20 protein-coding genes and 3 pseudogenes are annotated in these 23,322 nt (G+C 37.7%); 16 read left to right on the top strand and 7 right to left on the bottom strand.

What is annotated here, in order from left to right; translation table 11 throughout:
• Positions 1 to 233: 233 nt before the first annotated feature.
• On the bottom strand, positions 234 to 1,163 hold the full coding sequence (locus ACXM0J_RS14710; protein WP_005071169.1) for a LysR family transcriptional regulator: 930 nt from the start codon (positions 1,161 to 1,163) through the stop codon (positions 234 to 236).
• A 792-nt stretch (positions 1,164 to 1,955) separates the two neighbouring features.
• Between ACXM0J_RS14710 and ACXM0J_RS14705 the strand changes: the two are divergent.
• From ACXM0J_RS14705 to ACXM0J_RS14685, 5 genes and pseudogenes are all read left to right on the top strand, one after another.
• Positions 1,956 to 3,007 (top strand): annotated as a pseudogene (locus ACXM0J_RS14705) (Bug family tripartite tricarboxylate transporter substrate binding protein).
• A 54-nt stretch (positions 3,008 to 3,061) separates the two neighbouring features.
• Entirely contained in the window at positions 3,062 to 3,508 is a 447-nt protein-coding gene (locus ACXM0J_RS14700) for a tripartite tricarboxylate transporter TctB family protein (protein ID WP_005803309.1), read from the top strand.
• Between the two features lie 12 nt (positions 3,509 to 3,520).
• Positions 3,521 to 5,020 carry a tripartite tricarboxylate transporter permease gene (locus tag ACXM0J_RS14695; RefSeq protein ID WP_086266000.1) on the top strand — a complete coding sequence of 500 codons (1,500 nt, stop codon included), beginning with the start codon at positions 3,521 to 3,523 and terminating at the stop codon, positions 5,018 to 5,020.
• Between the two features lie 49 nt (positions 5,021 to 5,069).
• Entirely contained in the window at positions 5,070 to 6,116 is a 1,047-nt protein-coding gene (locus ACXM0J_RS14690; protein WP_086265999.1) for an AbrB family transcriptional regulator, read from the top strand.
• Positions 6,117 to 6,225: 109 nt separating this feature from the next.
• On the top strand, positions 6,226 to 7,479 hold the full coding sequence (locus ACXM0J_RS14685) for a DcaP family trimeric outer membrane transporter (RefSeq protein ID WP_086265998.1): 1,254 nt from the start codon (positions 6,226 to 6,228) through the stop codon (positions 7,477 to 7,479).
• Between the two features lie 102 nt (positions 7,480 to 7,581).
• Here ACXM0J_RS14685 and ACXM0J_RS14680 read toward each other — a convergent pair whose 3' ends face one another.
• Positions 7,582 to 8,190 (bottom strand): LysE family translocator, encoded by a 609-nt coding sequence (locus ACXM0J_RS14680; RefSeq protein ID WP_086265997.1) that lies wholly within the window; start codon positions 8,188 to 8,190, stop codon positions 7,582 to 7,584.
• Between the two features lie 255 nt (positions 8,191 to 8,445).
• Between ACXM0J_RS14680 and ACXM0J_RS14675 the strand changes: the two genes are divergently transcribed.
• The 7 genes from ACXM0J_RS14675 (at position 8,446) to ACXM0J_RS14645 (ending at position 14,942) form a co-directional block, all read left to right on the top strand.
• Positions 8,446 to 9,318, top strand: a complete 873-nt coding sequence (locus tag ACXM0J_RS14675) for a LysR family transcriptional regulator (RefSeq protein ID WP_086265996.1) — start codon at positions 8,446 to 8,448, stop codon at positions 9,316 to 9,318.
• A 368-nt stretch (positions 9,319 to 9,686) separates the two neighbouring features.
• The gene (locus ACXM0J_RS14670) at positions 9,687 to 10,673 is read left to right on the top strand and encodes a DUF1852 domain-containing protein (RefSeq protein ID WP_000031350.1); all 987 of its coding nucleotides are present in this window, start codon (positions 9,687 to 9,689) and stop codon (positions 10,671 to 10,673) included.
• Between the two features lie 21 nt (positions 10,674 to 10,694).
• The gene (locus ACXM0J_RS14665; RefSeq protein WP_017400049.1) at positions 10,695 to 11,738 is read left to right on the top strand and encodes a methionine synthase; all 1,044 of its coding nucleotides are present in this window, start codon (positions 10,695 to 10,697) and stop codon (positions 11,736 to 11,738) included.
• Positions 11,739 to 11,923: 185 nt separating this feature from the next.
• Positions 11,924 to 12,415, top strand: a complete 492-nt coding sequence (locus tag ACXM0J_RS14660) for a flavin reductase (protein ID WP_000249487.1) — start codon at positions 11,924 to 11,926, stop codon at positions 12,413 to 12,415.
• A 676-nt stretch (positions 12,416 to 13,091) separates the two neighbouring features.
• Entirely contained in the window at positions 13,092 to 13,676 is a 585-nt protein-coding gene (locus ACXM0J_RS14655) for a TetR/AcrR family transcriptional regulator (protein ID WP_213034459.1), read from the top strand.
• A gap of 121 nt (positions 13,677 to 13,797) precedes the next feature.
• Positions 13,798 to 14,325 carry a hypothetical protein gene (locus tag ACXM0J_RS14650; RefSeq protein ID WP_086265993.1) on the top strand — a complete coding sequence of 176 codons (528 nt, stop codon included), beginning with the start codon at positions 13,798 to 13,800 and terminating at the stop codon, positions 14,323 to 14,325.
• A gap of 110 nt (positions 14,326 to 14,435) precedes the next feature.
• The gene (locus tag ACXM0J_RS14645; RefSeq protein WP_235823132.1) at positions 14,436 to 14,942 is read left to right on the top strand and encodes a hypothetical protein; all 507 of its coding nucleotides are present in this window, start codon (positions 14,436 to 14,438) and stop codon (positions 14,940 to 14,942) included.
• Positions 14,943 to 15,117: 175 nt separating this feature from the next.
• Here ACXM0J_RS14645 and ACXM0J_RS14640 read toward each other — a convergent pair whose 3' ends face one another.
• From ACXM0J_RS14640 to ACXM0J_RS14630, 3 genes are read right to left on the bottom strand one after another with little or no spacing between them, the layout of a single operon-like run.
• On the bottom strand, positions 15,118 to 15,897 hold the full coding sequence (locus tag ACXM0J_RS14640; protein WP_086265991.1) for a tetratricopeptide repeat protein: 780 nt from the start codon (positions 15,895 to 15,897) through the stop codon (positions 15,118 to 15,120).
• Between the two features lie 17 nt (positions 15,898 to 15,914).
• A complete protein-coding gene (locus ACXM0J_RS14635; RefSeq protein WP_086265990.1) occupies positions 15,915 to 16,694 on the bottom strand; it encodes a hypothetical protein in 780 nt (259 codons plus the stop codon).
• A 33-nt stretch (positions 16,695 to 16,727) separates the two neighbouring features.
• Complete coding sequence (locus ACXM0J_RS14630) at positions 16,728 to 17,414, bottom strand: type IV secretion protein Rhs (protein ID WP_086265989.1); 687 nt, start codon at positions 17,412 to 17,414, stop codon at positions 16,728 to 16,730.
• A gap of 96 nt (positions 17,415 to 17,510) precedes the next feature.
• On the opposite strand from ACXM0J_RS14630, the gene ACXM0J_RS14625 reads away from it, so the two are divergent.
• Complete coding sequence (locus ACXM0J_RS14625; protein ID WP_086265988.1) at positions 17,511 to 18,212, top strand: hypothetical protein; 702 nt, start codon at positions 17,511 to 17,513, stop codon at positions 18,210 to 18,212.
• Between the two features lie 112 nt (positions 18,213 to 18,324).
• On the opposite strand, the pseudogene ACXM0J_RS14620 reads toward ACXM0J_RS14625, so the two are convergent.
• Positions 18,325 to 18,566: pseudogene (locus ACXM0J_RS14620) on the bottom strand (darcynin family protein); the annotation flags it as partial.
• Here ACXM0J_RS14620 and ACXM0J_RS14615 point away from each other — a divergent pair.
• A pseudogene (locus tag ACXM0J_RS14615) lies at positions 18,563 to 18,733 on the top strand (TetR/AcrR family transcriptional regulator); the annotation flags it as partial. The pseudogenes ACXM0J_RS14620 and ACXM0J_RS14615 sit on opposite strands and share 4 nt — an antisense overlap.
• 121 nt (positions 18,734 to 18,854) lie before the next feature.
• On the opposite strand, the gene dddY reads toward ACXM0J_RS14615, so the two are convergent.
• Positions 18,855 to 20,063, bottom strand: coding sequence for a dimethylsulfonioproprionate lyase DddY (dddY, locus tag ACXM0J_RS14610; RefSeq protein ID WP_086265987.1), 1,209 nt, complete (start codon positions 20,061 to 20,063; stop codon positions 18,855 to 18,857).
• A 1,075-nt stretch (positions 20,064 to 21,138) separates the two neighbouring features.
• On the opposite strand from dddY, the gene ACXM0J_RS14605 reads away from it, so the two are divergent.
• Both ACXM0J_RS14605 and ACXM0J_RS14600 read left to right on the top strand, forming a co-directional pair.
• Complete coding sequence (locus ACXM0J_RS14605) at positions 21,139 to 22,404, top strand: CaiB/BaiF CoA transferase family protein (RefSeq protein WP_086265986.1); 1,266 nt, start codon at positions 21,139 to 21,141, stop codon at positions 22,402 to 22,404.
• A 38-nt stretch (positions 22,405 to 22,442) separates the two neighbouring features.
• Positions 22,443 to 23,309, top strand: coding sequence for an enoyl-CoA hydratase (locus tag ACXM0J_RS14600; RefSeq protein ID WP_086265985.1), 867 nt, complete (start codon positions 22,443 to 22,445; stop codon positions 23,307 to 23,309).
• Positions 23,310 to 23,322 lie beyond the last annotated feature (13 nt).

Here is a 23,322-nt window from a genome sequence, read left to right as displayed (position 1 = left end):
CGAGGCTGGACCTAAATTGATTCAATCAATAAATCTAAAGAGCAAATGGGTTAGAGATGAGATTTAGCGAGGTCCTTTGCAGAAAATGTGATGCCTTGTTTCCAGTTCAAACTACACATCTATATTTCGATAAGCGGAAAACCACTTATCATTCGGACGAAAATGTAATCTCAAAAAGCAGGAGGGAGTGAGAGGGCAAAATTAATTAGGTATTTAATAAAATTAATGACTCTTTATAAAATAATTTCCGAACATGGCCAAATTTGGTTTTGAATCAAATCTTTCACGCAAGCCTTAATGGCTGACTTTGCAGCAAGTGCAGCAGGTGACAATTCTTCTTCGGCAAGGCTTACCAAGTAATTGATTCGTTCAACTTCAGGGTCTACTAACTTGAGTAATTGAAGCTTATGTTTGTACTCTTGCAGACAAGCGCTACCTGGGCGGACACTGGCAAGGTCGAGGTGAATTAGACTGTCCATGAGTAAGTGTAGGCCATCAATTTCATAGACGACATTAAGCTGACCAATCTTGTGCTCAAGCAACTTTCTTAAGCTATGGCGCTGACGTGGTAATACTAAAGGAAGGTCTCCAATTTGTTGAGACTGAATCACACCACTTTTGATGCAATCGGCAAGACCATATTCTTCTAGAACTTCCTTTCGTGCCATTAAATACATTTGCTCGCGTACCAAGGGTTGAATTGACCACTGTTTATCAATTTCATTGGTAAAAATAATGGCGATATCGAGCTGACGCGAGTTAATGGATTGAATTAGATTCCCCGATAGCGTTTCCACAATCTCTAAACGAATATCTGGGTAACGTTCAGACATTAGTTTCATTAAAGGGATGCCAATCAAAGCAGTAATGGTCGGTGGAAAGCCAAGGCTGACATGTCCAGACAGTCGTGCAGAATGAGCAGCATCTACCGCGAAGTTCACTTGACGTAAAATAAGTTGAGAATGTTTTAAAAAGGCGAGACCTGCTGGAGTAGGGGTTACACCAAAGGCATTACGCTGTAATAGGCGAATGCTTAGCTCTTGTTCTAATTTACTAATTTGCTGGCTAATAGCAGAAGCACCCACATCGAGTTTTTGGGCAGCTTTACCAATACTACCTGCTTCAACCACAGTCAAAAAATACTTTATTTGTTTGATTTCCATAATAAATGTGTTCGCTCATCATCCTTGATTTAATTTGTACAGATATGAAGGATTGGGAAATCTATCATGTGCTTTAATATTAACAGCAATCCATAAAAAAGATCTTTAATTTGATATTCTAAAAACAATAAAAACGATCTTTTTCAACTTTAATATTAAAATTTCTCCTCTAACTTTTAATTATTATTACGATAAATTTACCCTTAAATTTTCAGTCTCTCCCATTCTCTTTTCTTAGAGTTTTAACCTATTTAATTTTACTAATGCCCCCTTTAATTTATTGGTATCACGATGTTTTCTTGATCTGTGCTTTAATCTTTTCAAATGAGAAAAGGAGAGCATTAAATGCATGATGCATTAAAAAATATGATGGATTTTCAAATTATGAAGAAGAGTAACTGATTCAATAACTATTGGAAAAATATATGAGTATTTCGCTCATTTGATCAGAAGGGAAGATTGGGTAAACAGCGTTATTGATTTGAACATTAAACGTTACCCATAGCATGGATATGCAAAAGACAACACAATGGATTATTTTTTACTATCTTATTGTTATTCATCAGTATTATTTAACCGTAGCATTTCAGGATATTTTTGCAAAGGTTTTAATTCTCATTACAGATCTGGTGATTGTCCTAACTTTCCCTCTCCTTAGCTATTTCTTTCAGTCGATTGATTCGTAATTTTTATCGTAACGCTGCATTACAGAAGTTCGCTGTGAAAAGCGCATTTCAAACATAAGACCAAAACTAAAAACCGATAAGCATGATCGTGCCAAGGAGGTCGATTATGGAGATTGGTAAAAATCAAAATATGAATAGAGCAAACGTTATAAGGATGTATGTAACATGAAAAATTTAACTTTACTCGCATTAACATGCGTCAGTGTGACAATGGCTGGGTGTGGTTCAGGAAATGCTTCTAAAGAGGCGGGTCAGCCAAAACGTCCGGAATGTATAGCCCCAGCTAAGCCGGGTGGCGGGTTTGATATGACCTGTAAACTGATTCAATCTGGCTTTAAACAAACAGACCAGCTCAAAGATCCAATACGCGTAACCTATATGCCGGGTGGGGTAGGTGCCGTAGCCTATAATAAGATCGTAAACAGTGATCCTGCGAATAATAATGCCGTGGTTGCATTTTCCACTGGTTCACTCTTGAACTTAGCACAAGGAAAATTCGGACACTTCACTGAAAAAGATGTGAAATGGTTGTCTGGCGTCGCCGTCGATTATGGTCTGGTTTCGGTACATAAAGACTCACCATTGAAAAACCTTGATGACTTGATGAAAGCACTCCGAGAAAACCCAAAAGCACTTAGCTTTGGTGGTGCCGGAAGTGTGGGTGGTCAAGACTGGATGCAAACAGCAATGTTGGCAAAAAAAGCAGGTATTAGTCCTGCCGATTTAAGATTTGTTGCACTTGAAGGCGGTGGGGAAGTGCTGACTTCATTACTGGGGCAGCATATTCAAGTTGGGGTCGGCAATATTAGTGAAGTCAGTTCATACCTAGAGTCTGGTGATATTCGGGTATTGGCAGTTTTTGCTAACAAGCGTTTAGACGGAAAGTTCTCAAAATTACCTACTGCAAAAGAGCAAGGCTATGACATTGAGTGGCCGGTGATCCGTGGTTTCTATATGGGGCCAAAGGTCAGTGATGAAGCTTATGGTTGGTGGAAAAATGCCTTCGATAAAATGATGGCTAACCAGAAATTTGATGCAGTCCGTGAAAATCAGGATCTACTCCCATTCCAGCTGACAGGTGAAGAACTCACTGCTTATGTTTATAAACAGACCGCGGAAATGCGGCAGTTATCGCAAGAATATAAATTATCACAATAACAAATCGGCTGGGTTGAGAAGCTATTTTTCAGCTCAGTTTTTTTCTGAGGATAGATGATGAAATCTGAACGGATTCTTACCGCCATTATTACGGTTTGTGGGTTATTTTTGTTGATTTATGCGAGCAATTTTGAAGCCCCAATTTCCTACGATCCAGTGGGCCCTAAAGCTTTTCCTATTTTATTAATGGGCTTAATTACAGCGAGTGCAGCGTATCTCACTATTCGACCAGCCATTATGTTTGAGCCCGTGGAATTGGGATGGACAAAACATCTAGTCGTTAAGTTAGCGTTATGTGCGGTGGCTTTAACGTTATATGCATTAGTTTTTGAATGGCTAGGTTTTATTGTTGCAACCCTGTTGATGACCATTGCAGTGGGCAAACTTTTCCATGGCAAAACCATACCGGTTTTGGTGACAGGTTTGGTACTGAGCATGAGTACCTACTATATGTTTGACCGTTTCTTGGATGTGCCATTACCACTTGGATTTTTTGGTTAAGGATGACCCGATATGGATGTATTAAGTTTTTTAATGATGGGGTTTGAGGTTGCTTTACAACCACAGAATCTTTTAATTGCTTTGATTGGCGCATTTATTGGAACGATTGTTGGCTTATTACCGGGTTTAGGTCCAATTAATGGAGTGGCAATTTTATTGCCGTTTGCTTATGCCTTGGGTTTACCTGTAGATAGTGCCTTGATTTTATTGGCAGCAGTTTATTTGGGCTGTGAATATGGCGGACGTATTTCAGCGATTCTGTTAAACGTACCCGGAGATGCTGGAGCCATTATGACCACGTTAGATGGTTATCCATTGGCACAGCAAGGTAAGGCAGGAATTGCATTGTCTCTGTCATCGGTCAGTTCCTTTGTTGGGAGTACTGTCGCCTTTATTGGGATTGTGTTGTTTGCTCCTATATTGGCGAAATGGGCAATTGCGTTTGGACCTGCTGAATATTTTGCTTTGATGGTCTTTGCAATTGTTTGTTTAACTGGTCTGGTCAGTACGCAGCCTTTTAAAACCTTAATTATGGCACTCATGGGCCTAGCACTTTCAACTGTGGGAATGGATGCAATTACAGGTGTATATCGCTTTACCTTTAACAGTGTGGGTTTAAGTGACGGTATTGCTTTTACTACTTTGGTTATTGGCCTATTTAGTGTAAGCGAAATCCTATTAATGCTCGAACGTACGACAATTGGTCAAGTTGCCTTAAAACAAGGAAAGCGTTCTCTTTTTAATCTTAAAGAGTTCTTTTTCTCGTTGGTTGCTATTATCCGCAGTTCAGTGATTGGTTTCTTCTTGGGTATTCTTCCAGGAGCAGGTGCAACCGTTGCAAGTGCGATGGCCTATACCACTGAACGAAAAATGGCAAAAGATAGTAGCAAGTTTGGTAAAGGTGACTTACGTGGGCTTGCTGCACCAGAAAGTGCGAATAACGCAGCCGCTTGTGGTTCATTTGTACCTATGTTGACACTAGGTGTGCCGGGCTCGGGAACGACTGCGGTCATGATGGGCGCCTTGCTTATGTACAACATCGCACCAGGACCACAGTTATTTGTTCAGCAACCTGTATTGGTGTGGTCACTGATTGCATCGCTTATGGTGGGTAATATCATTCTATTGGTATTGAACTTGCCATTGGTAGGCTTCTTTGCCCGTATGCTGAGTATTCCTAATTACATTCTGATCCCGATCATTGCAAGTGTAAGTTTTGTTGGTGTGTATGCTATTCATAGCAATATCTTTGACTTGCTGTTATGTATGGGTTTGGGTGTGTTTGGATATATTCTCAGAAAATTTGATTTTCCCTTAGCTCCATTAATCTTAGGTTTTGTACTTGGCGAATTAATGGAATCGAATCTGCGCCGTGCACTTTCAATTTCTCAAGGGGAACTTAATGTCTTATGGAGCAGTAACATTAGTATAGGACTTTGGATCATGTCAGGATTATTATTGATCTTGCCAATCGTTCGTAAGTACTTGTTTATCAAAAAGCAGCAAGCTTAATAGGACAGCAATAATAGTCAGCATTGGTTGGCTATTATTGCTCTGAATTATGGAAAAAATAAGCTCAAATCTCAAAGGATTAGCAATTGCTCTGGTCGGAGCTTTAATTGCCAAATATTTGCATATTCCCTTGCCTTGGTTGCTTGGACCTTTATTGACGGCCTTATTGTTCGGTAGTGTTGGTCATCCACTTGCCTGTGATCCCCAGTGGCGACGCATAGGACAGGTCATTATTGGTATGGCTTTAGGCCTATACTTTTCACCAGCTTTGGTACAGGCAGTGGCAGCATATTGGGGCTTTATCCTCATAGGTTTGGCATGGTCACTTGTGTTGGGTACGTTGCTGGCTGGATTGCAATATCGAGTTAATGCCTTGGATTGGGCAACTGCATGGTTTTCTTCTGCGATTGGTAGCGCCAGTGAAATGGTGAATATTGCAGAACGATATCAAGCTCAAGTCGATAAAGTCGTTGCTGCCCATAGTTTGAGAATTGTGATTTTGGTTGTGCTGGTTCCAATTTTTATGGAGCTTTATTTTCATGTTGAATGGACTGGTTTAAAGATACCAGTGTCGGATCAATTTAGCTTTTTTCAGGTTGTATTGCTGTTTTGTCTGGCTCTGTTTGTGGGTAAGGTTTTTCAATTTTTTAATCTTTTGAATGCTTGGATTTTGGGGCCACTCGCCATTATTGGGTTATTGTCATTTTGTGGAATACTTCAGATGAAATTGCCTGAGTGGTTTACTGCCTTTGGTCAAGTCTGTATTGGCTGGTCATTAGGTAGCAAATTTCCATTTAGCTTTTTAAGGAAAAATAAAAAATTTATTGGAGTCACACTGATATTCAATTTACTGGCTTTAGCGTTATCGATCAGCGTTGCTTTATTACTGGTTAATTTAAGTCATACAGAAAAACAAATCTTGATTTTAGGGCTTTCACCCGGAGGCATCGCAGAAATGTCACTGATGGCTAAAGCTCTCGGACTCGCAGTACCCATCGTCGTTTCCTTTCAACTCTCAAGATTAATTTTCGTCATTCTCACTACACGCTTTTTTTATCAATACAGTCTGCAATTGTTTTTTAAATCTAAAAAGTAAGTAAGACATTTTTAAAGAGCTGAAAAGCTACTTAAGGGGGGACTATATCTACAATTTTTGTAAATGGATGAACAGCACGCTTTATTGAAATAAAACAAAGGAATGCAAAATGAAATTTAACTCACCTAAGACAGTACTAATCGTTAGCTTGACCACGATTACTACATTTACCCATGCCAATCAGAGCAGTGAACTTGAACAGTTACGTGCAGAAGTGAATGAACTCCGACAAATGCTTCAGGCTCAGCAAGCAATACCTACAAATAGCGTACAGGTTCCACACGTACCTACGGCAAGTGTTATCACGCCGCCTGAAAAAAATACTCAAGCTATATTCAAATGGCAAACAAAATCCGGTGCCGATGTTAATTTGTATGGCTTTGTTCGTGCTGATACTGCCTATCAGTTTGAAGGTGCGAAAGGTATGTTTAACCGCATTAATGGTGTGTTACTAGAAGGTGATCCTGATAAAAAATCGACTGAAGATCGCTTGGATTCGACCGTCAATGCCTCTCGTATTGGTTTAGATTTTAATACTCCTATAGGGAAAAAGACGTTAAAAGGGAAAATTGAAATAGATTTTCGTGGTGGGACAAATAAAGACAATGCCCGTCTGCGACATGTTTATTTAAACTATGATCGGTGGTTGATTGGTCAAACCACGTCTACTTTTCTTTCAACTGAAACAGCACCAGAAATGCTAGATTCAAATACCGCATTAGGTGGAGGTACCAATCGTAATCCAATGGTGCGTTATTCTGGGCCAATTAATGCATCAACCTCTTATTTCTTAAGCTTAGAAAAAGGCAATGACGAGAACCGTCTGCCTTTACTGGCGAGTAAATTGAAATATGAATTTGCTACGGACAAAGGTGTAATGACCGCACGTGGTTTGATCCAAGAAGTCCGTCTACGCAATGAAAATGATGAAACTAAAACGGGATGGGGTGCTGCATTAGGTCTTCGCTATAAAATCACGCCATCCTTATTATTTAATAGCAACTATTCGCATGTTTCTGGAGACAATAAGTTATTACTGGCAACTTCGGATAATGTCCGTCATATTCAAAACGGGGATGATGTCGAATTAATTGATTTTGATGCATTTCAATTGGGTCTTACTTATCAATTTAATGAAAAGCTAAGGGGCACAATAGGTCATGGTGCATTGATCTATGAAGATAAAGACGTAATAACAAAAGATGCCAATAAAAAGTTACAACAGAGTTGGGCGAATCTGATGTTTAAACCCAATAAACCACTAACTTTTGGGGTTGAATATGTCTATGGTGAGCGTAACACTGTCAGCCAGCAAGTAGGAAAAGATAAGCGTATAGAAATGATGGCGAAATATGAATTTTAGATCAGCGCTTATATGGTTAAGTCATGTAATGTCTTAATCTATTGACCAAAATAAGCTAAAGCGATGTTATGTATTTATTATCGCTTTAGCAATCAAGTGCCTTTACTGAAACTTAGTAAAAAGCAAAATCACACCTAACACACATAAAATTGAGCCAATCACCTTATTAATCTGTACTTGCTTGGCTAACATTTTCTGTCTCAGTAGCATGGATGAAAACAGCACAGCCACCAGTGAAAACCATACAAAATGGGCAAATGACATAAAAAAGCCATAAGCCAAAAGAATGGTTTTAGGCGTGGTTAAACTCACAATTTGCGTATAGGTACTAATCACAAATAGCGTGGTTTTAGGGTTCAGGGCGTTAGTAAAAAAGCCGTATTTTATGGCTTGCAAAGTACCTATAGAAGTTAAAGCCGCAGTGTCTAAAACTGGTTTTTGAGTAAAAGTTTTATAGCCAATATAGATCAGATAAAGTGCGCCAATATACTTAACAATATTCAAAATTTGCGGCGTATAAGTCATCACAAAGGCAACGGCAACTAACGTATAGGTTACATGTACCAACACACCAAGCGATATTCCCAGTGAAGTGAACACACCTATTTTTCTGCCGTACAGATAACTATTTTTGGTAACGATCGCGAAGTCAGCGCCGGGGCTAACCACCGCCAAAATCGTAATGAGCATAACCGCAATGAACTCTGCCATTATTTTGCCCCTTCACTGAAAACGAGGGGGTTCATCTGTACTTTTTGGAATGTATTTGAGAGGAGAGCTGTTCTACTTAGAGCTGTTATTTTTTTGGTGAGGAAGATTGGGGCTTTACATTTATGAAGATAGATAGCGATATCCAATATGTTTTTCATCATCTAAAATGGGGTTTAATAAAGATGATTTTTATTTTGAACAGAAATCTAAAAATAAAAATCGATAAAAACGACTACACATTTATGAGTTTTTGGAATGATTGAAAGAATATCGCTGAATTCATTAAAATTTTTCTATTTTGTGGCGAAGTATGGCAGCGTTACTTTAGCTGCAAAGAAATTATTTGTGACGCAAAGTGCGGTCAGTAAACAGATTTATAATTTGGAAGAAGCTTTAAATACGACTTTATTCGATCGTAAAAATAAAACACTTGTGATGACCGAGCAGGGCGAAATTTTATTGAGTTGTTGCCATCAAGTTTTTGGTCAACTCGATGAATGTTTAATAGAACTCAGCCAGCCTAAAACTCACAATAAACAACTGGTTTTGTCGTGTGAACCGACTCTTTCCATGAAATGGCTTATTCCACGGTTATCAAAATTTAAAAAGCTTGGTCATGATTTTGAGGTTGTGCTACTCACAGCAGGCGGCGTGGTCGATTTTGAAAAAGATAATATTGATATCGCAATTCGCCGAAATGACTTTGATTGGGGAGAACATATTTATAGCGAAAAGATTGCCGATGAATATATCGCTCTAGTTCAAGCAATCAAGCCATCGGAAACAAACGACGTACTCATTTCGACCTCTAGACCCAATTTTTTCAAAAGCATGAGTCGCATTGTTGAATTAAAGCAGAGTTTAAAAGGCTACACCAAAGTTGAACTCGAACATTTTTATCTATGTTTAGAAGGCTGTTTGGCGGGACTTGGCGCAACAGTCATCTCAATTTATATGATTGAAAAAGAGCTTGAGTGGAACTTACTGAAAAAAATTTCACCTGTTGTGCAAGATAATTCAGCCTATTTTTTAATTTCTCATGGCGCTTTTGAGGAAGATTCACGCAAAACCATATTTTTAGAATGGCTAAAAGCAGAGATGAATGAAAGTCAGCACACATTACTTTAGCTTGATTCTTTTTAACTTAAATTTTTGCTATTAAGTATTTGAAAATAATAATTAATATTTGAAATGATTAAGGTGCTGTGTGAGCGCCGTATCTTGAATTTCTGCTGTCTAAAATTCCCAAAGATGAAAAATATTTAACTTCATACTTATTTATTAAACCCTAAACATGAATTTCACTCAGTTTGTAATGAGACTAAATCATTTTTATTCATGTTCTGATTGCGGTATAAATCTATTCATGCTCTGAAGCGCTCCAGTAATTCACTTTGATAAGACCATAAGGCACAAATCTGACAAGTCTGGAAAGTTTAAAAAGAGCAAAAAGTTTTTATTTAGGTTTTATCTCAGAAATTAGGGTACTGATCACAATGAGTAAAGAATTTACATTTACGATTAAGAGTATTTGTTTCGATGAGAACTATCGTCCAGCAGACAATACACGTATTACAACCAACTTTGCTAACTTGGCAAGAGGGATGAGCCGCGAAGAGAATTTGCGCAATACATTGCAGATGATCGACAATCGTTTCAATGCCTTAGCTCATTGGGACAACCCTAAAGGTGACCGCTATGGCGTTGAACTTGAAATCATTTCAGTTGAAATGAACATTGATGCCGAAAACCGTACTAGCGGGCTTCCTCTCATCGAAATATTGAAAACCAATATTGTTGATAAGAAAACCAATGAACGCATCGAAGGTATTGTAGGCAACAACTTCTCGTCTTATGTACGTGACTATGACTTTAGTGTGCTGTTGTTAGATCACAACAAAAACAAGTCTACGTTTAGCACGCCAGAAAAGTTTGGTGAATTGCACGGTAACTTGTTTAAGAGCTTTATTAACTCTGAAACTTACAAAGCCAACTTTAAAAAAGCACCTGTGATTTGCTTAAGCGTTTCGACGACTAAAGAGTACCACCGTACTGAAAACGAACATCCAGTTTTAGGTGTTGAATACAAGCAAGAAGACTATTCACTCACTGATGAATATTTCCAAAAAATGGGCTTAAAAGTTCGCTACTTCATGCCGCCAAATAGCGTTGCGCCGTTAGCGTTCTATTTTACAGGCGATTTGTTGAGTGATTACACCAACCTTGAGTTGATTAGTACCATTAGTACGATGGAAACATTCCAAAAGATTTACCGTCCAGAAATTTACAACGCAAATTCAGTGGCTGGAAAATCTTATCAACCAAGCTTGAAACACGAAGATTATTCACTTACTCGAATTGTGTATGACCGTGAAGAACGTAGCCGTCTGGCTATTGAGCAGGGGAAGTTTGTTGAAGAGCAATTTATCAAACCATACCAAGCGATTCTTGAGCAGTGGTCTGCTAATTACGCTCCTAATTAATCAACATACGGGTTATTGATCATGAAAAAATTATTACCGACTTCAACTGCTGGCAGCTTACCAAAACCGTCTTGGCTTGCAGAACCTGAAAAGCTTTGGTCACCTTGGAAACTTGAAAACGAAGGCTTAGCCGAAGGTAAAAAAGATGCGTTACGTTTGGCGTTGCACGAACAACAACTTGCTGGCATTGATATTGTCAGTGATGGTGAACAAACTCGCCAACACTTTGTGACTACGTTTATTGAACACTTAAATGGCGTAGATTTTGAGAAGCGCGAAACAGTTCGTATTCGTGACCGTTACGATGCAAGCGTGCCATCTGTTGTAGGTGCAGTGTCTCGTCAAAAGCCTGTGTTTGTTGAAGATGCGAAGTTTTTACGTCAGCAAACCAATCAACCAATTAAGTGGGCATTACCTGGCCCAATGACTATGATTGATACGCTTTACGATGGTCACTACAAGAGCCGTGAAAAACTTGCTTGGGAATTTGCCAAAATCTTGAACCAAGAAGCACGTGAGCTAGAAGCTGCTGGTGTAGACATTATTCAGTTTGACGAACCTGCATTTAACGTATTCTTTGACGAAGTAAATGACTGGGGCATCGCGACTTTAGAGCGTGCAATTGAAGGTCTTAAGTGTGAAACTGCGGTGCACATTTGCTATGGTTACGGCATTAAAGCCAACACTGACTGGAAAAAGACACTCGGTTCTGAATGGCGTCAATACGAAGAAGCTTTCCCGAAACTTCAAACGTCTAACATTGATATCATCTCGTTAGAATGTCACAACTCACATGTGCCTATCGATTTACTCGAACTCATTCGCGGTAAAAAAGTAATGGTCGGCGCAATTGATGTCGCATCTAACCAGATTGAAACACCAGAAGAAGTGGCTAACACACTACGTAAAGCGCTTCAGTTTGTAGATGCTGACAAGCTTTATCCTTGCACAAACTGCGGTATGGCACCTCTTTCTCGTGAAGTGGCACGTGGCAAGTTAAATGCTTTAAGTGCAGGTGCAGAAATCGTTCGCCGAGAACTGACTGGTTATGATCTTACTGCTTAATATTTACCAATAAGTGGTATAAAGGGTTACTTTTTTGATGGCAGTTGATAATCAAACAAGTAACCCTCATTTTACTTACTACATGTCGCTCTAATCAGAACGCATGTCGAGAGTACCTTCCTGATGGAGTTGGGCGGTATAGCAAACACACAGGACAAGGTACGGTTCAATTTAGGAATAATGTCATGGTTCAAGCAACAGACTTTAGAAATGCAATGTCTTTACTCACAAGTGCAGTCAGTGTTGTGACTACGGCAGGCATGTCTGGCCGTTTTGGATTTACTGCCTCTGCTGTTTGTAGTGTGACTGACACACCTCCGACATTATTGGTGTGTATGAACCAATCTGCGAGTTCACATGCACATTTCCTAGATAATAAAATCTTAACTGTGAATGTGTTGGGCGCACACCACGAACATATTTCAAAAGCATTTTCATCTAAACTCACACCAGAAGAGCGCTTTAAACATGGCGCATGGATTGAGTTAGAAACGGGTTCACCTGTGTTGGACGATGCTTTAGTAAGTTTCGATTGTGAGATTGAGCAAATTCAACAAGTCGGCACACACACGATTTTTATATGTCCGATCGTGGCAATTAAACAAAGCCAACATGACCAAAGTTTGGTTTATTTTAACCGTGCTTATCACCAAGTTGGGCAGACCGAGATTGTCTAATCCCACTTTCCATTTTGTTGTTTCAAATTAAAAGTTAAAAGATAGAAATGAAGAAGCATGGATCGCTTCACTTAATTAAAAATACAATTAAATATAATATCTAAAATAATAATTAAGTTAATCTAATGAAAAACAATAAGAAATTTAAATACTTGTCATAAAAGCTACATTGACACCACTAAACTCTCAGATTATCCTTTGCCTGCTGGCCACATTGCCAGTCGGTTTTAGCAGACCGTTCTTTGAGGACATTGAAAAAACACGTTTTTTTGATGTAGACCCACTCGTCTCCCTTTTTGTAGAGGTAGGACGGAAGGGGGACACCTTCGGGTGTGCTGGGTTCTCGAAGCCAGTCTGCTAACCCTCTTTCGTTCTGCCACCATAATTCCAAATGAATGCTTTGGCAGAACTCCCAAAATCAGGAGTTGGCTATGCACATCCATCATTTCTTGGTACTCCGTGCCAAAAGCTATAACGACACAGCTTAAAAAATTACAGCAGCTTGAATGCCATAAGGTTTTCAGGCTTTAAGTCATTTTTACTTAAAACTTAGCAAAACAAAACTTGAGATGTGCCAAGCACCGTCTTACGGCTTTGCTGTGCCTTTTTTTCTCCCAGAAAGGGCACAGGCTTTTTATCTCATTTAGACACAACAAGAATTTATAACGGTAAAACTATGCCAACTTTAGAAATATCTTCCAAAAAATTACAGGTGGTTCAAACCGCCATCCAACTTTTTACCACGCATGGATTTCATAGTGCAGGCGTAGACCTGATTATTAAAAAATCTAAAATTCAAAAAGCCACGTTTTATAACTACTTTCACTCGAAAGAACGGCTTGTTGAAATGTGTCTAATCTTTCAAAAAAGCCGACTTAAAGAAGAAGTTCTGGCAATTGTCTACTCACATCGCTACCCAACCGCAGCCGATAAACTCAAAGAAATTGTCCGCTTACATGTCGATGTGAATAGCCTTTACCACCTGTTGTTTAAAACCATTTTTGAATTAAAACTGCTTTATCCACGGGCTTACCGCATGGCAGTTGAATACCGTAAATGGCTACTGAAAGAAATTTTTGATCTGGCCTTTAGTCTGGAAACTAACAAACCCAAACCCGATGCCAACATGGTTTTAAACTTAATTGATGGCTTGATGCTACAGGTTTTAAGCTCTAACTGTTTGAATGAACGGGATGTGGTGTTGGAAAGGTTTTGGGGGAGGGGGATAAATAATAAAATAGTATATAGTGATTATAATTAAGATTATTTAATAAGCTTTTATTTTTATGCTAATATTTCCGTGCTAAGGATATATAAAATATATTTATATATTATTTGTGGGTTAATGTAAAATTCGTTATTTCGGTCAGGATATATTAATAATGAAATTATTTATAAAAATTATTTTATTCTTGGTATTTGTTTTTCTTATTTTATTGGTTGTAACTTCATCTTTTAATCTGCAATCAAAAGTTTTTAAATTATTACATCCTGACTGGGTTGAATTAGAAGATTATAAAATTTTAGATTATAACGTTTATTGTAAAAGAAAATATTGGCGACGAGGTATAGATAGAAGTGCACGTGGAGATATAAAGTATCAATATACATATCAAAATAAAGTTTATAAAGCAGAAGAAAAAGATTTTTTGGTTGTATATAGATTGATGATTTCGGAGAATTGTGATGAGATGAAAGAGCAAAACATATCTATATTTAATGAGATAAAAAAAAGTAATGAATTAAAAGTTTTTATTTCACCAGACAAAAAGAAATCGAAAATATTAATAACAAAAAAAGGTTTATTATTTAGAAATTCTTGGATGATAAACTTTGTATTAGAAATTCAATTAATATTTTTGGTCTTAATCGGTTTAATTATATATTTGACTATCACTTCTAAAAAATAATAGAGGACTAATTTACATGTTAATAGTATATAATTATCTGTCACTTACTAGAAATTAATCTATTGTAATTTTGAGTTATGAATAAATTTTTCTATAGCGGCCTCTATCTTGTGCTGTTTTTACTTGTTGTAATATTTTTTTGCACAAGCATTCCTGCTGCTAAGTTAAAAATCTTTAATGTAACTCATCCAAATTGGGTGCAGCTAGAAAAAATTCAGATCTTAAATTACGAAATTAAGTGCTCAAGTCCTTGGGGACGAGGCGGGGACAAAATGGCAAATCTAGCAGTTTCATATCAATATAATTATGAAAATAAAAGCTATCTTCAACAAGACCAAGTTTTTTATAGAATATATAAAACATATATTTTTGAAAGTTGTGATTCTTTTAAAGAAAAAAATAAAGAGATTTTTAATAAGGCTGTAAAAGATCAGACAATAAAATTATTCATAAATAAGAACTCCCCTAATAAAGCTAAGTTATTTCTTACGAATAAAGAATTTAACTATAGATTATCTTGGTTAAGTATTTTCTTTTCCGAAATACAAGGAATTCTATTAACCTTACTTGCGATTGTTACTCTTTATAGTATTTGTATTTTATTTTTAAGAAGATGATTTTGTAAGTGGTTTGGATTGATAGAAATTAAAAGAAATTTATATTTAAAGAAATAAAAGTAGTTAAAATTAAATTTTTTCTGATTGTTGAAAGTGTTGTTAATAAAATAGGTTTAATATTCAGAGTATACTGACTAATAAACCTATTTTATATAATTTAAAATTTTATTGTAATTTAATGAAATTGTTGTAAAGCTTCTTTTGCTGGTTCATATCCATTGTCAGCAGCTTTTTGGAACCAAAATTTAGCTTTTTCATAATCTGAGAAAACATTAGCATACATATAGGCTAGATTATTTTGGGCCTCAGGTATGCCTTTTTCTGCTACTTTTGTATATAGCTCTAAAGCTTTTTCATTATCTTGTTTAACAAGAGTACCATCAGAATAAATATTTGCTAAATTATATTGAGCTTCAGAAAGATTTTGATCTGCAGCTTTCTTATATAGTTCTAGCGCTAAATTAATATCTTTTTTTACTCCATTCCCTGAAAGATAAGCATTTGCTAAATTATATTGAGCTTTAGCATATCCTTGAGCTGAAGATAATTTATAAAACTCTAAAGCTTTTGATCGATCTTTATTTACATAATAGCCATTATCGTACATCAAACCCAAATTATATTGAGCTTCTGGAAAGTTGTTTTTAGCAGCTTTCTCATACCAATAGTAAGCTTTTTCTTCATTTTTCGGGGTGCCTATTCCTTTGGAATACATTCCTGCTAAATCATTTTGTGCAATAGGTAGGCCTTTTTCAGCTGCCATTTGGAAATAAGAAAAAGCTTTTTGATAGTCTTTAGGAGAATCTTTACCTAGGAAATATTTACTACCTTGTTCATATAATTGACTTGCTTCATTTTGAGTTTTATTTTGTTGTGGAGTAGGTTCTGAGCAGCCTGCACTACCTAATAAAAATATACTTATGAGGCTAGAAATCATTAAATACTTTAAATTCATAATCTATCTCTGTGAAATTAATCTGCTCCAACTATATGCCATTCTAGCATTGGATCTCTTTTTATAGCCTCTTGTTTCTCTCTTTCAGCCGCTTTTGTCTCAACTTGATCCAATATGTCTACTGCATCGAGAACGCCTTGAGCTGCCTCTATAGCAGTCTTTGTTTTTCCAACCGTATTTCCTAACTCATCTCCTTTGTCTTTTAACCAGTATTTCACACCTATGGCTGCACCAGCACAGGTGAGACCAACAACTGTAGCTTTTCTAGGATCTAACCGTTTTATTGCTACTTTTGCACATTTTCCAGCAGCAGCAAGTCCAGCTACTTCACCCGTTTTTTCTCCAGCTTTAGATAACACTAATGTAGAAGATTTTGTTGCAAGGGCTTCAGGGTTTCTATCGACAATAGCTAATGCTAACTCTACTCCATCTCCAAAATTACCTGCTTTTGACCCTAATTTATCAATCTTGGTTCCGAATTTTTTAGTATCGAATACTTTTGTATGCTGATTACCTTTAAAAATTCGTCCTGTCTGAGGATTTTCTTTATAAAATCGGAATTCCTTAGCTTTTTCTAACCTTTCTTTACTAAACAAAGGCGTATTCTTTGAATGGATAAGACCCCATCTAAAATTGTAATTATCTACAACCGAAGTTCCATCTTTTAAATAACCTAATATATCTGAAGATTCTGAGGCTACATTAGCAGCTGTTTCAAGATGCTCTCTAGTAAAAACTGAAACAGGCCTACCATTTTGGTTTACTTTCTGTTGTAAATCTTTCTGTTCATTTGCCATCTTTATCGCTCACAATACTTTTTGAATATTCAATTATTTATGATAGTTACTTCTTAAATAATCGCCTTTCTCATCTGTTTCTTGTAATAAATCGATTTCTTTTAAGATCTTGGGACTTATTAAAATTATCTCCCTTACCAAGTTATTTTCTATTCTTAGTATTGGTTTAAATTCATTAGTAATTAAACTTTTCACGGATAGTATTGGAAAGTCATCTTTAGGACATACAAATACGGCTTCACCATCATTATTTGTTCTACATTCCATAAGAATTTTATTATTATCATTACTTAAATTAAACTCTAAATTTGGTATAGGATCTCCTATAAGATCTAGGAATTTAATATAAGTATTATCCTCAATAGTTCCACCAAAACGGCTAATATAATAGTGCCATTCATCGCCACCAATCAGAACTTTAACTTTTTCCTGTTCCTGAGATCTGATGCGTCCAGTCCTACCATACTGGTCAAGGAAGCCAGTTTTTACTTGTCCATTTGAATGTAAAACAGAATATTTAATATTTGATGTATCTGGAAATAGATTATAAACATCTAATTTATTACTAAAAGGAGATTGAACGTTAGGGATTTCGGGTAAAGAATAATTAGCTTTTTCCCCGTCTTTAAAAAGGTGTTGTCCAGCTTTCGGCTCAAATTTTCCTGGTGTAATCAGAGTAATACCATCTTTATTAATAATAATTTGAGAACCACCAGCCATCAATAACCTCAATTTTTATAAAAAAATATTCAGAATTTTGTATGGATATAGCCTAAAATAAATGTATATCAAATGTCTCGTTATTTTACGTAAAATATGACTTTCATCTTAGCTATTCAATTAAACGATAGCATTGTCGTTGCAGCTGATAATAAAAGAGTAACTGTAAATGAAACCTTAGATGTTGAACTTTCTACTACACATTACTCGAAGTTATATACTTGGGAGCAAGGTATTATTACTGGCACTGGCGAATCAAGAGTGGTTCAGCAATCAGTTGATATCTTTAAAAATATAGCAAAATCTAAATTAAGAACTTTACCTGAATGTTTAGATATTTCTAAGAGAATACGAACCTTAGAGTTAGGTCAAAACCTTGATCAGGTTCATAATGGAAAATTACTTTGCTCTAGTTATAGTCAAGAAGGTGCGCAATTATATAAAATTGAAAGATTTGATAAAACTTCTCAGCATACGCTGAAAAAAGTTTCTCCCATGGAGATTATTATTTGGCTGTTTCATCCTAATGTAGACTTGATTGCAGATAATTTGAATAACCTATATTTTGACCTTAAAGATTATTCTTATTTTTCAAATCAAGTTGATTGGATCAATTATTATATCAATAGGCTTACACCAATTTATCAAAAACAAAGTGAAGTTGATCCATTTATGAGTCAAAGCTTTGATATCTTTTTTCAAACAAAAGATGAGCATTTTTTTGGGCATATACCTAACACACAAAATATTCCTTTAAGTTTTCAACAAGTTTTTAAAAATAACAGCTATATTAAATAGATATAAAAAATTTTAAATAAAGCTACTAAATTTTACGATGGCTATTACCTTAGGCATAGCCATAAAATTACTGGCTTAAAGCATCACTGGTTTGATAAAAAGTTATACCCGTTTACAGGAAACTTTCTTCATACTCCACATACCCATCTTCAATTGCTGGAATAATCTCTACAAACTCAAAGTAGGGTACTGTACAAAACTCAGAGTCTCGAATCGCATCAATTACAAAATAATAATCTTGCAAAGATGTGGTCTCAAACACAGCAATATCACTGGCTTTAGTGCTAAACGCTTCAATGTCATACCATCAAACTTTTACAGTCGGGTACTTCTCAAAATAGGTTCAAGCTTCTGATCTGTTTATACGCTCTGGCATTTCAAATGCATAGACGGCCGCACAAGATGTAATTGCTTTAAGCAAAGGAATGATTAACACGGCAGGCATAGCAGGGCAAAGTGATTTAAATCATTTACAGCAGCGAGTTGAAAAAGCTGTGTTTGGGTATTTGGATTTGTATTAAAGCCGACATTTTAGATTTACTGCAAACTCATCTATTGAGCTTGCAGTAAGTTTATCTTGTAAATATTTCTGCAAAAAAACCTTCTTCAATGATTTATTCTGCTAAGAACTTGGAAGGATTCTTAAGGTTTCCAGTCGTGTAATTTACAAATTACCTTTTCTTCGGGTTTCATTTTCTTTATATCTATTGGATCACCAGAGATAGGTTGGCATAACCGAGTGGATTGCTCATTATCTTGTCCAGTTGTACGAGCCCAAACTGTGACTAAACCAGAATTTTGAATTGTTTGATTACAGCCCTCAAGTGCATGGAATGCATGAATGGAATTACGTTCAAAGTAGGTTAGCCACTTCTGGTCTGGATCTTGATTGGAAAACCATTTTTTCCATTTACCTTTTGACCCATCAATTTGTACATTCCAACCTTTATCACCGCGTTTATGTTTGAACTGGTCACTGTCCCAATGCATCACCATAAACTTATTTTGATCAATACATTGCGGCTTGGTTAATGTCATGTAGATCTCTTGAGGGTGGTGATAATGGTAGGGATAAGAAGTATTGAATAATTGTACGGTCATGCCAATTTCTGCACCGACTTTTTCACCATCAATTTCCTTAATCCGTAAGTTACCCCATGGACCCATGAGCTCTGCATAAAGATATCCACCACGGAAACGGTCGCTTCCCGCATTTGGGTTCTCAGCGTAAAACGGAATCCAACCTACGGAAGACCAAAGTGTTGGTAGTCCTTTGATGCTGACATCCTTCGTCCAGTGTGAAGTAGTGTCGGTGCGAGATGTAATGGCTAGGAAATTTTCGTTCAACTCCAAGCCTGCCGCACCAATTGTGCCACCCATTTTTTTGTAGTAATCGGTCAGCAATGGACGGTTAATCCATTTTGAGGTTGCTGATAAATTTTGTACCTGTGAGCTAGGGGTGTAGAGTGTGAAATCTTTATAATTCTTTTGTGGGTCGAAACATGCCTTTGCTTTGTCTGGCTCGGCTAGTACAGCCTTGAGGTGTTTTGCAACCAGTTCTACATCTCGGTACTTCATGATGCAACGTGTTTGTGCTTTTCCTGTTTCGGAAGAATATGTTTGGGTCGTTGCTTGTGCTGAGTCCTTGCACTGTCCAGTAGGTGTCTTAAGTGCTTTTAGATATTGGTCTAAATAGACCAGTGATTCGGCCCAGAACTGGTCGACCAGCTTTTGTTCCTCGGCAGTAACAGGTGTAGGTTTTACATCGTCTTGGCATTTGAACTGGGCTGCTTGTGCTTGAAAGCATGCAAGCGTAGTCCCAAAAACTACACCTAAAATTCGCTTATTCATGTTTCCATTTCCTTGGTTTTAAATAATTGGGAACCCTCCATTTTGTAGGTTCCGTCTTCCGTATTTAATTATTCATATTGGGTTTTATCCATTAGACCCTAATTCGTTTGGTGTCTATTCGCCATTGAAATAGCCGTTTCTGGGTTAATTTCCTCCTTTAAGAGTGGCCAAGCATTGAATCATTTTTAAAAATTAGACCGCTTGTCTATAAATGCGTACAAAAAAAGACGTTGGTAACTACCAAGGTCTAACCGATTGATGAAAAGGAAAGCTATTTTGTCCTTGATTCTCGATATTAGACTGGGTGTTTTTAAATTGCAATACACTTAATTCAACGAACAAAAGCGGGTCCCCAGTAAGCTTCCCAGTTCTTAATTGAATTTAATTTTTCCTTTTAAAAATATTGTGATAACGCATGTAAATCAATATTGATGAAGCTAAAAAATCGATAATAAAGTCATGCGAGTATGCTTTCAAAAGGAGGGCAAACATACAGATATGGAACATTGAATAGGTTTTAGCATGGAGGCCCACAGATATTTTTAAACTTTAGATTTATCAAAAAAAATAAGGATAAAAAATCAACATAATTATATAAAAATTATTGTTTTTTTCCCTTTGATGGCATTCAAATTTTTTTAAATTTTCTTATTACATCAGCGTATTGATGTATAGAAATTAACCTAAAAATTAGAAGTAAACCTTTGAATTTATAGCTAAGATTTTGAAAAAAAGGTAACTGATTTAGTAAAATATTCCAGTAAATATGATGAGTTGACTTGTAAAAATGCTTGGTCTAGTATCCAAGCACACTTAGTCTTTTTTTTACTCTATTTCTAGGTGGGTGGTCTAATATTTTTTGGTGTCGGCTAAGCTTGTCTATCTTTTGAGGGGCTGTCCAAGATGTTGTAAATACTCGATATATTTTTTTTGCTTATTTCTAGATGGTTGGTCTAATTAGTTGGTGGGAAATATTAGGATCGGTAATGTCAACAGCTCAACACTCATGATGACCAAAGAAGCCATTCACTAGATCAGTAGGGATACAAAATTTGTTAAACAAGGAGATATAACAATGGATACCTCACAAGGCTTGCCTCCCAAAAAAGGCCCTCTAGATGGCATCACAGTATTGGACTTTTCACGTGTCCTTGCGGGTCCTTATTGCACAATGATATTGGCTGATCTCGGGGCACGTGTCATTAAAATTGAAAGAATTGCGACTGGTGATGATACTCGTGCATTCGGACCGTTCATTGACGATGAGTCAGCGTATTTCATGTGTTTCAATCGAGGCAAGGAGAGCATCGCATTAGACATTAAGAGCCCGCGCGATCGTGATCTGCTGGAGCGTATGCTTGATCAGGCCGACGTACTCGTCGAAAACTTTCGCCCTGGTGTAATGGATCGTTTAGGTTATGGGGCGGAACGACTTGCGCGAACCCATCCGCATCTTGTCTATGCTTCAATCTCTGGATTTGGACATACTGGCCCCCTTAGCGATCTGCCTGGCTATGACATGGTGGTACAGGCTATGGGGGGAATTATGAGCTTGACTGGCTGGCCCGATGCTCCGCCAGCTCGAGTAGGTACTAGCTTCGGCGACCTCAGTGCAGCTTTGTTCGCAGCCATCGGTATAGTTGCATCACTCTACAAAAGAACTCGTGACGCACAAGGATCGCGAGTAGACATTGGTATGTTGGATTGCCAAGCAGCACTCATGGAGACTGCATTGGCACGTTATGATGTCGAAGGTAAAGTTCCTACACGTACAGGTGACAACCATCCATCACTTGCCCCATTTGAGACTTTTTCAGCGAAAGATGGTCGTTTCGTAATTGCCGCAGGTAATGATCAGCTTTTCATGCTCATGGCAGATGTGCTTGGCAACCCACAATTGGCACTAGATCCACGATTTATCACTAATGATTTACGCTGCCGCAATCGTCCTGCACTGGTTCAAGCGATTGAGGAGATTACACGCACAGAACCTATGGAACATTGGATTGATCAATTAAATATAGCCGGCGTTCCATGTGCACCAATCAATACGATTGATCGATTGTTGGATCATCCTCAGCTTGCTGCACGCAATATGATTATTCAAGTTCAGGGAGCGGCAGGTCGTTCCTTCCGAACGGCAGGCAATCCAATCAAGCTCAACACCTTTTCTGATATTGACGTTAATACTCCACTACGTGCGCCAGCACTCGATGAACATCGCGAACGTATTCTCGCTGAGTTGATGTCAGGAACAGGGGATTATGCTCCTGCCGCTGGCACAGATGATGAACCACTACCACAAGAAGATCATGACCAACTCAAGCAGGCCATTGCTTAAATTTATTCGATTATCGTTTTATCTAGGAGATACCACCCATGACTGCATCAGTTAATAAAAATGTAAACACTCAATCTAGTACTACAAAATCTGCAACTGTAGCCAATACCCCTGTTGAGTCTGTATCTGCACAGCGCTATGAGACCATTTTGGTTGAGCGACGTGAACGCGTAGGACTAATTACTTTAAACAGACCAAAAAGTCTTAATGCGCTGAACGTGCGTATGTCTCGTGAGGTGGTCGCTGCTCTTCGACAGTTTGATGCCGATGACAACATTGGTGCAATTGTTATCGCAGGGAGCCCAAGAGCTTTCGCAGCTGGTGCTGACATCGAAGAGATGGCTGATAAAACCTTCGCTGAATTGCAAGCAAATGACATCTTTGCTGCTTGGCAGGAACTGCTAAGCATCAGTAAACCTATTATTGCAGCCGTTAGTGGTTATGCACTTGGCGGGGGCTGTGAATTAGCGATGATGTGTGACTTTATTATCGCTGCTGAAGATGCACATTTCGGACAGCCAGAGATAAAGCTGGGTATTTTACCTGGGATTGGCGGATCGCAACGACTTACTCGATCAGTCGGAAAGGCACTTGCTATGGACCTAATTCTTACTGGACGAAGCATTAATGCTGTGGAGGCAAAGGCGGCTGGGTTAGTCGCTCGTATTGTACCTTCAACTGAATTACTGCAAACCGCGCTAGAGGCTGCACATACTATTGCTGGCTATAACGCTCCTGCGGTACGGATGGCGAAAGAAGCAGTGAACCGTGCATTAGAAGTTGGTTTGACTGAAGGCATGCTGCATGAGCGAAGACTATTTCAAGCAGCATTCGCGACTGATGGCCAGAAGGAGGGTATGCATGCATTCCTTAGCAAGCGTGCGCCAGTCTTCCGTCATCGTTAAGGTTTGGTGGCCC

The sequence above is a fragment of the Acinetobacter sp. GRABPA_MV_2 genome (assembly GCF_056725885.1).
This window is presented reverse-complemented; position numbering and strand designations above follow the sequence as displayed.

What these genes read in the sequence shown, in the direction of transcription:
- ACXM0J_RS14600 (WP_086265985.1), top strand. Translation starts at nt 22,443, where the DNA reads ATGACTGCATCAGTTAATAAAAATGTAAACACTCAATCTAGTACTACA.
- ACXM0J_RS14635 (WP_086265990.1), bottom strand. Translation starts at nt 16,694, where the DNA reads ATGGCAAATGAACAGAAAGATTTACAACAGAAAGTAAACCAAAATGGT.
- ACXM0J_RS14710 (WP_005071169.1), bottom strand. Translation starts at nt 1,163, where the DNA reads ATGGAAATCAAACAAATAAAGTATTTTTTGACTGTGGTTGAAGCAGGT.
- ACXM0J_RS14695 (WP_086266000.1), top strand. Translation starts at nt 3,521, where the DNA reads ATGGATGTATTAAGTTTTTTAATGATGGGGTTTGAGGTTGCTTTACAA.
- ACXM0J_RS14675 (WP_086265996.1), top strand. Translation starts at nt 8,446, where the DNA reads ATGATTGAAAGAATATCGCTGAATTCATTAAAATTTTTCTATTTTGTG.
- ACXM0J_RS14640 (WP_086265991.1), bottom strand. Translation starts at nt 15,897, where the DNA reads ATGAATTTAAAGTATTTAATGATTTCTAGCCTCATAAGTATATTTTTA.
- ACXM0J_RS14670 (WP_000031350.1), top strand. Translation starts at nt 9,687, where the DNA reads ATGAGTAAAGAATTTACATTTACGATTAAGAGTATTTGTTTCGATGAG.
- ACXM0J_RS14680 (WP_086265997.1), bottom strand. Translation starts at nt 8,190, where the DNA reads ATGGCAGAGTTCATTGCGGTTATGCTCATTACGATTTTGGCGGTGGTT.
- ACXM0J_RS14630 (WP_086265989.1), bottom strand. Translation starts at nt 17,414, where the DNA reads ATGGCTGGTGGTTCTCAAATTATTATTAATAAAGATGGTATTACTCTG.
- ACXM0J_RS14690 (WP_086265999.1), top strand. Translation starts at nt 5,070, where the DNA reads ATGGAAAAAATAAGCTCAAATCTCAAAGGATTAGCAATTGCTCTGGTC.
- ACXM0J_RS14660 (WP_000249487.1), top strand. Translation starts at nt 11,924, where the DNA reads ATGGTTCAAGCAACAGACTTTAGAAATGCAATGTCTTTACTCACAAGT.
- ACXM0J_RS14655 (WP_213034459.1), top strand. Translation starts at nt 13,092, where the DNA reads ATGCCAACTTTAGAAATATCTTCCAAAAAATTACAGGTGGTTCAAACC.
- ACXM0J_RS14605 (WP_086265986.1), top strand. Translation starts at nt 21,139, where the DNA reads ATGGATACCTCACAAGGCTTGCCTCCCAAAAAAGGCCCTCTAGATGGC.
- ACXM0J_RS14625 (WP_086265988.1), top strand. Translation starts at nt 17,511, where the DNA reads ATGACTTTCATCTTAGCTATTCAATTAAACGATAGCATTGTCGTTGCA.
- ACXM0J_RS14685 (WP_086265998.1), top strand. Translation starts at nt 6,226, where the DNA reads ATGAAATTTAACTCACCTAAGACAGTACTAATCGTTAGCTTGACCACG.
- ACXM0J_RS14650 (WP_086265993.1), top strand. Translation starts at nt 13,798, where the DNA reads ATGAAATTATTTATAAAAATTATTTTATTCTTGGTATTTGTTTTTCTT.
- ACXM0J_RS14665 (WP_017400049.1), top strand. Translation starts at nt 10,695, where the DNA reads ATGAAAAAATTATTACCGACTTCAACTGCTGGCAGCTTACCAAAACCG.
- dddY (WP_086265987.1), bottom strand. Translation starts at nt 20,063, where the DNA reads ATGAATAAGCGAATTTTAGGTGTAGTTTTTGGGACTACGCTTGCATGC.
- ACXM0J_RS14700 (WP_005803309.1), top strand. Translation starts at nt 3,062, where the DNA reads ATGATGAAATCTGAACGGATTCTTACCGCCATTATTACGGTTTGTGGG.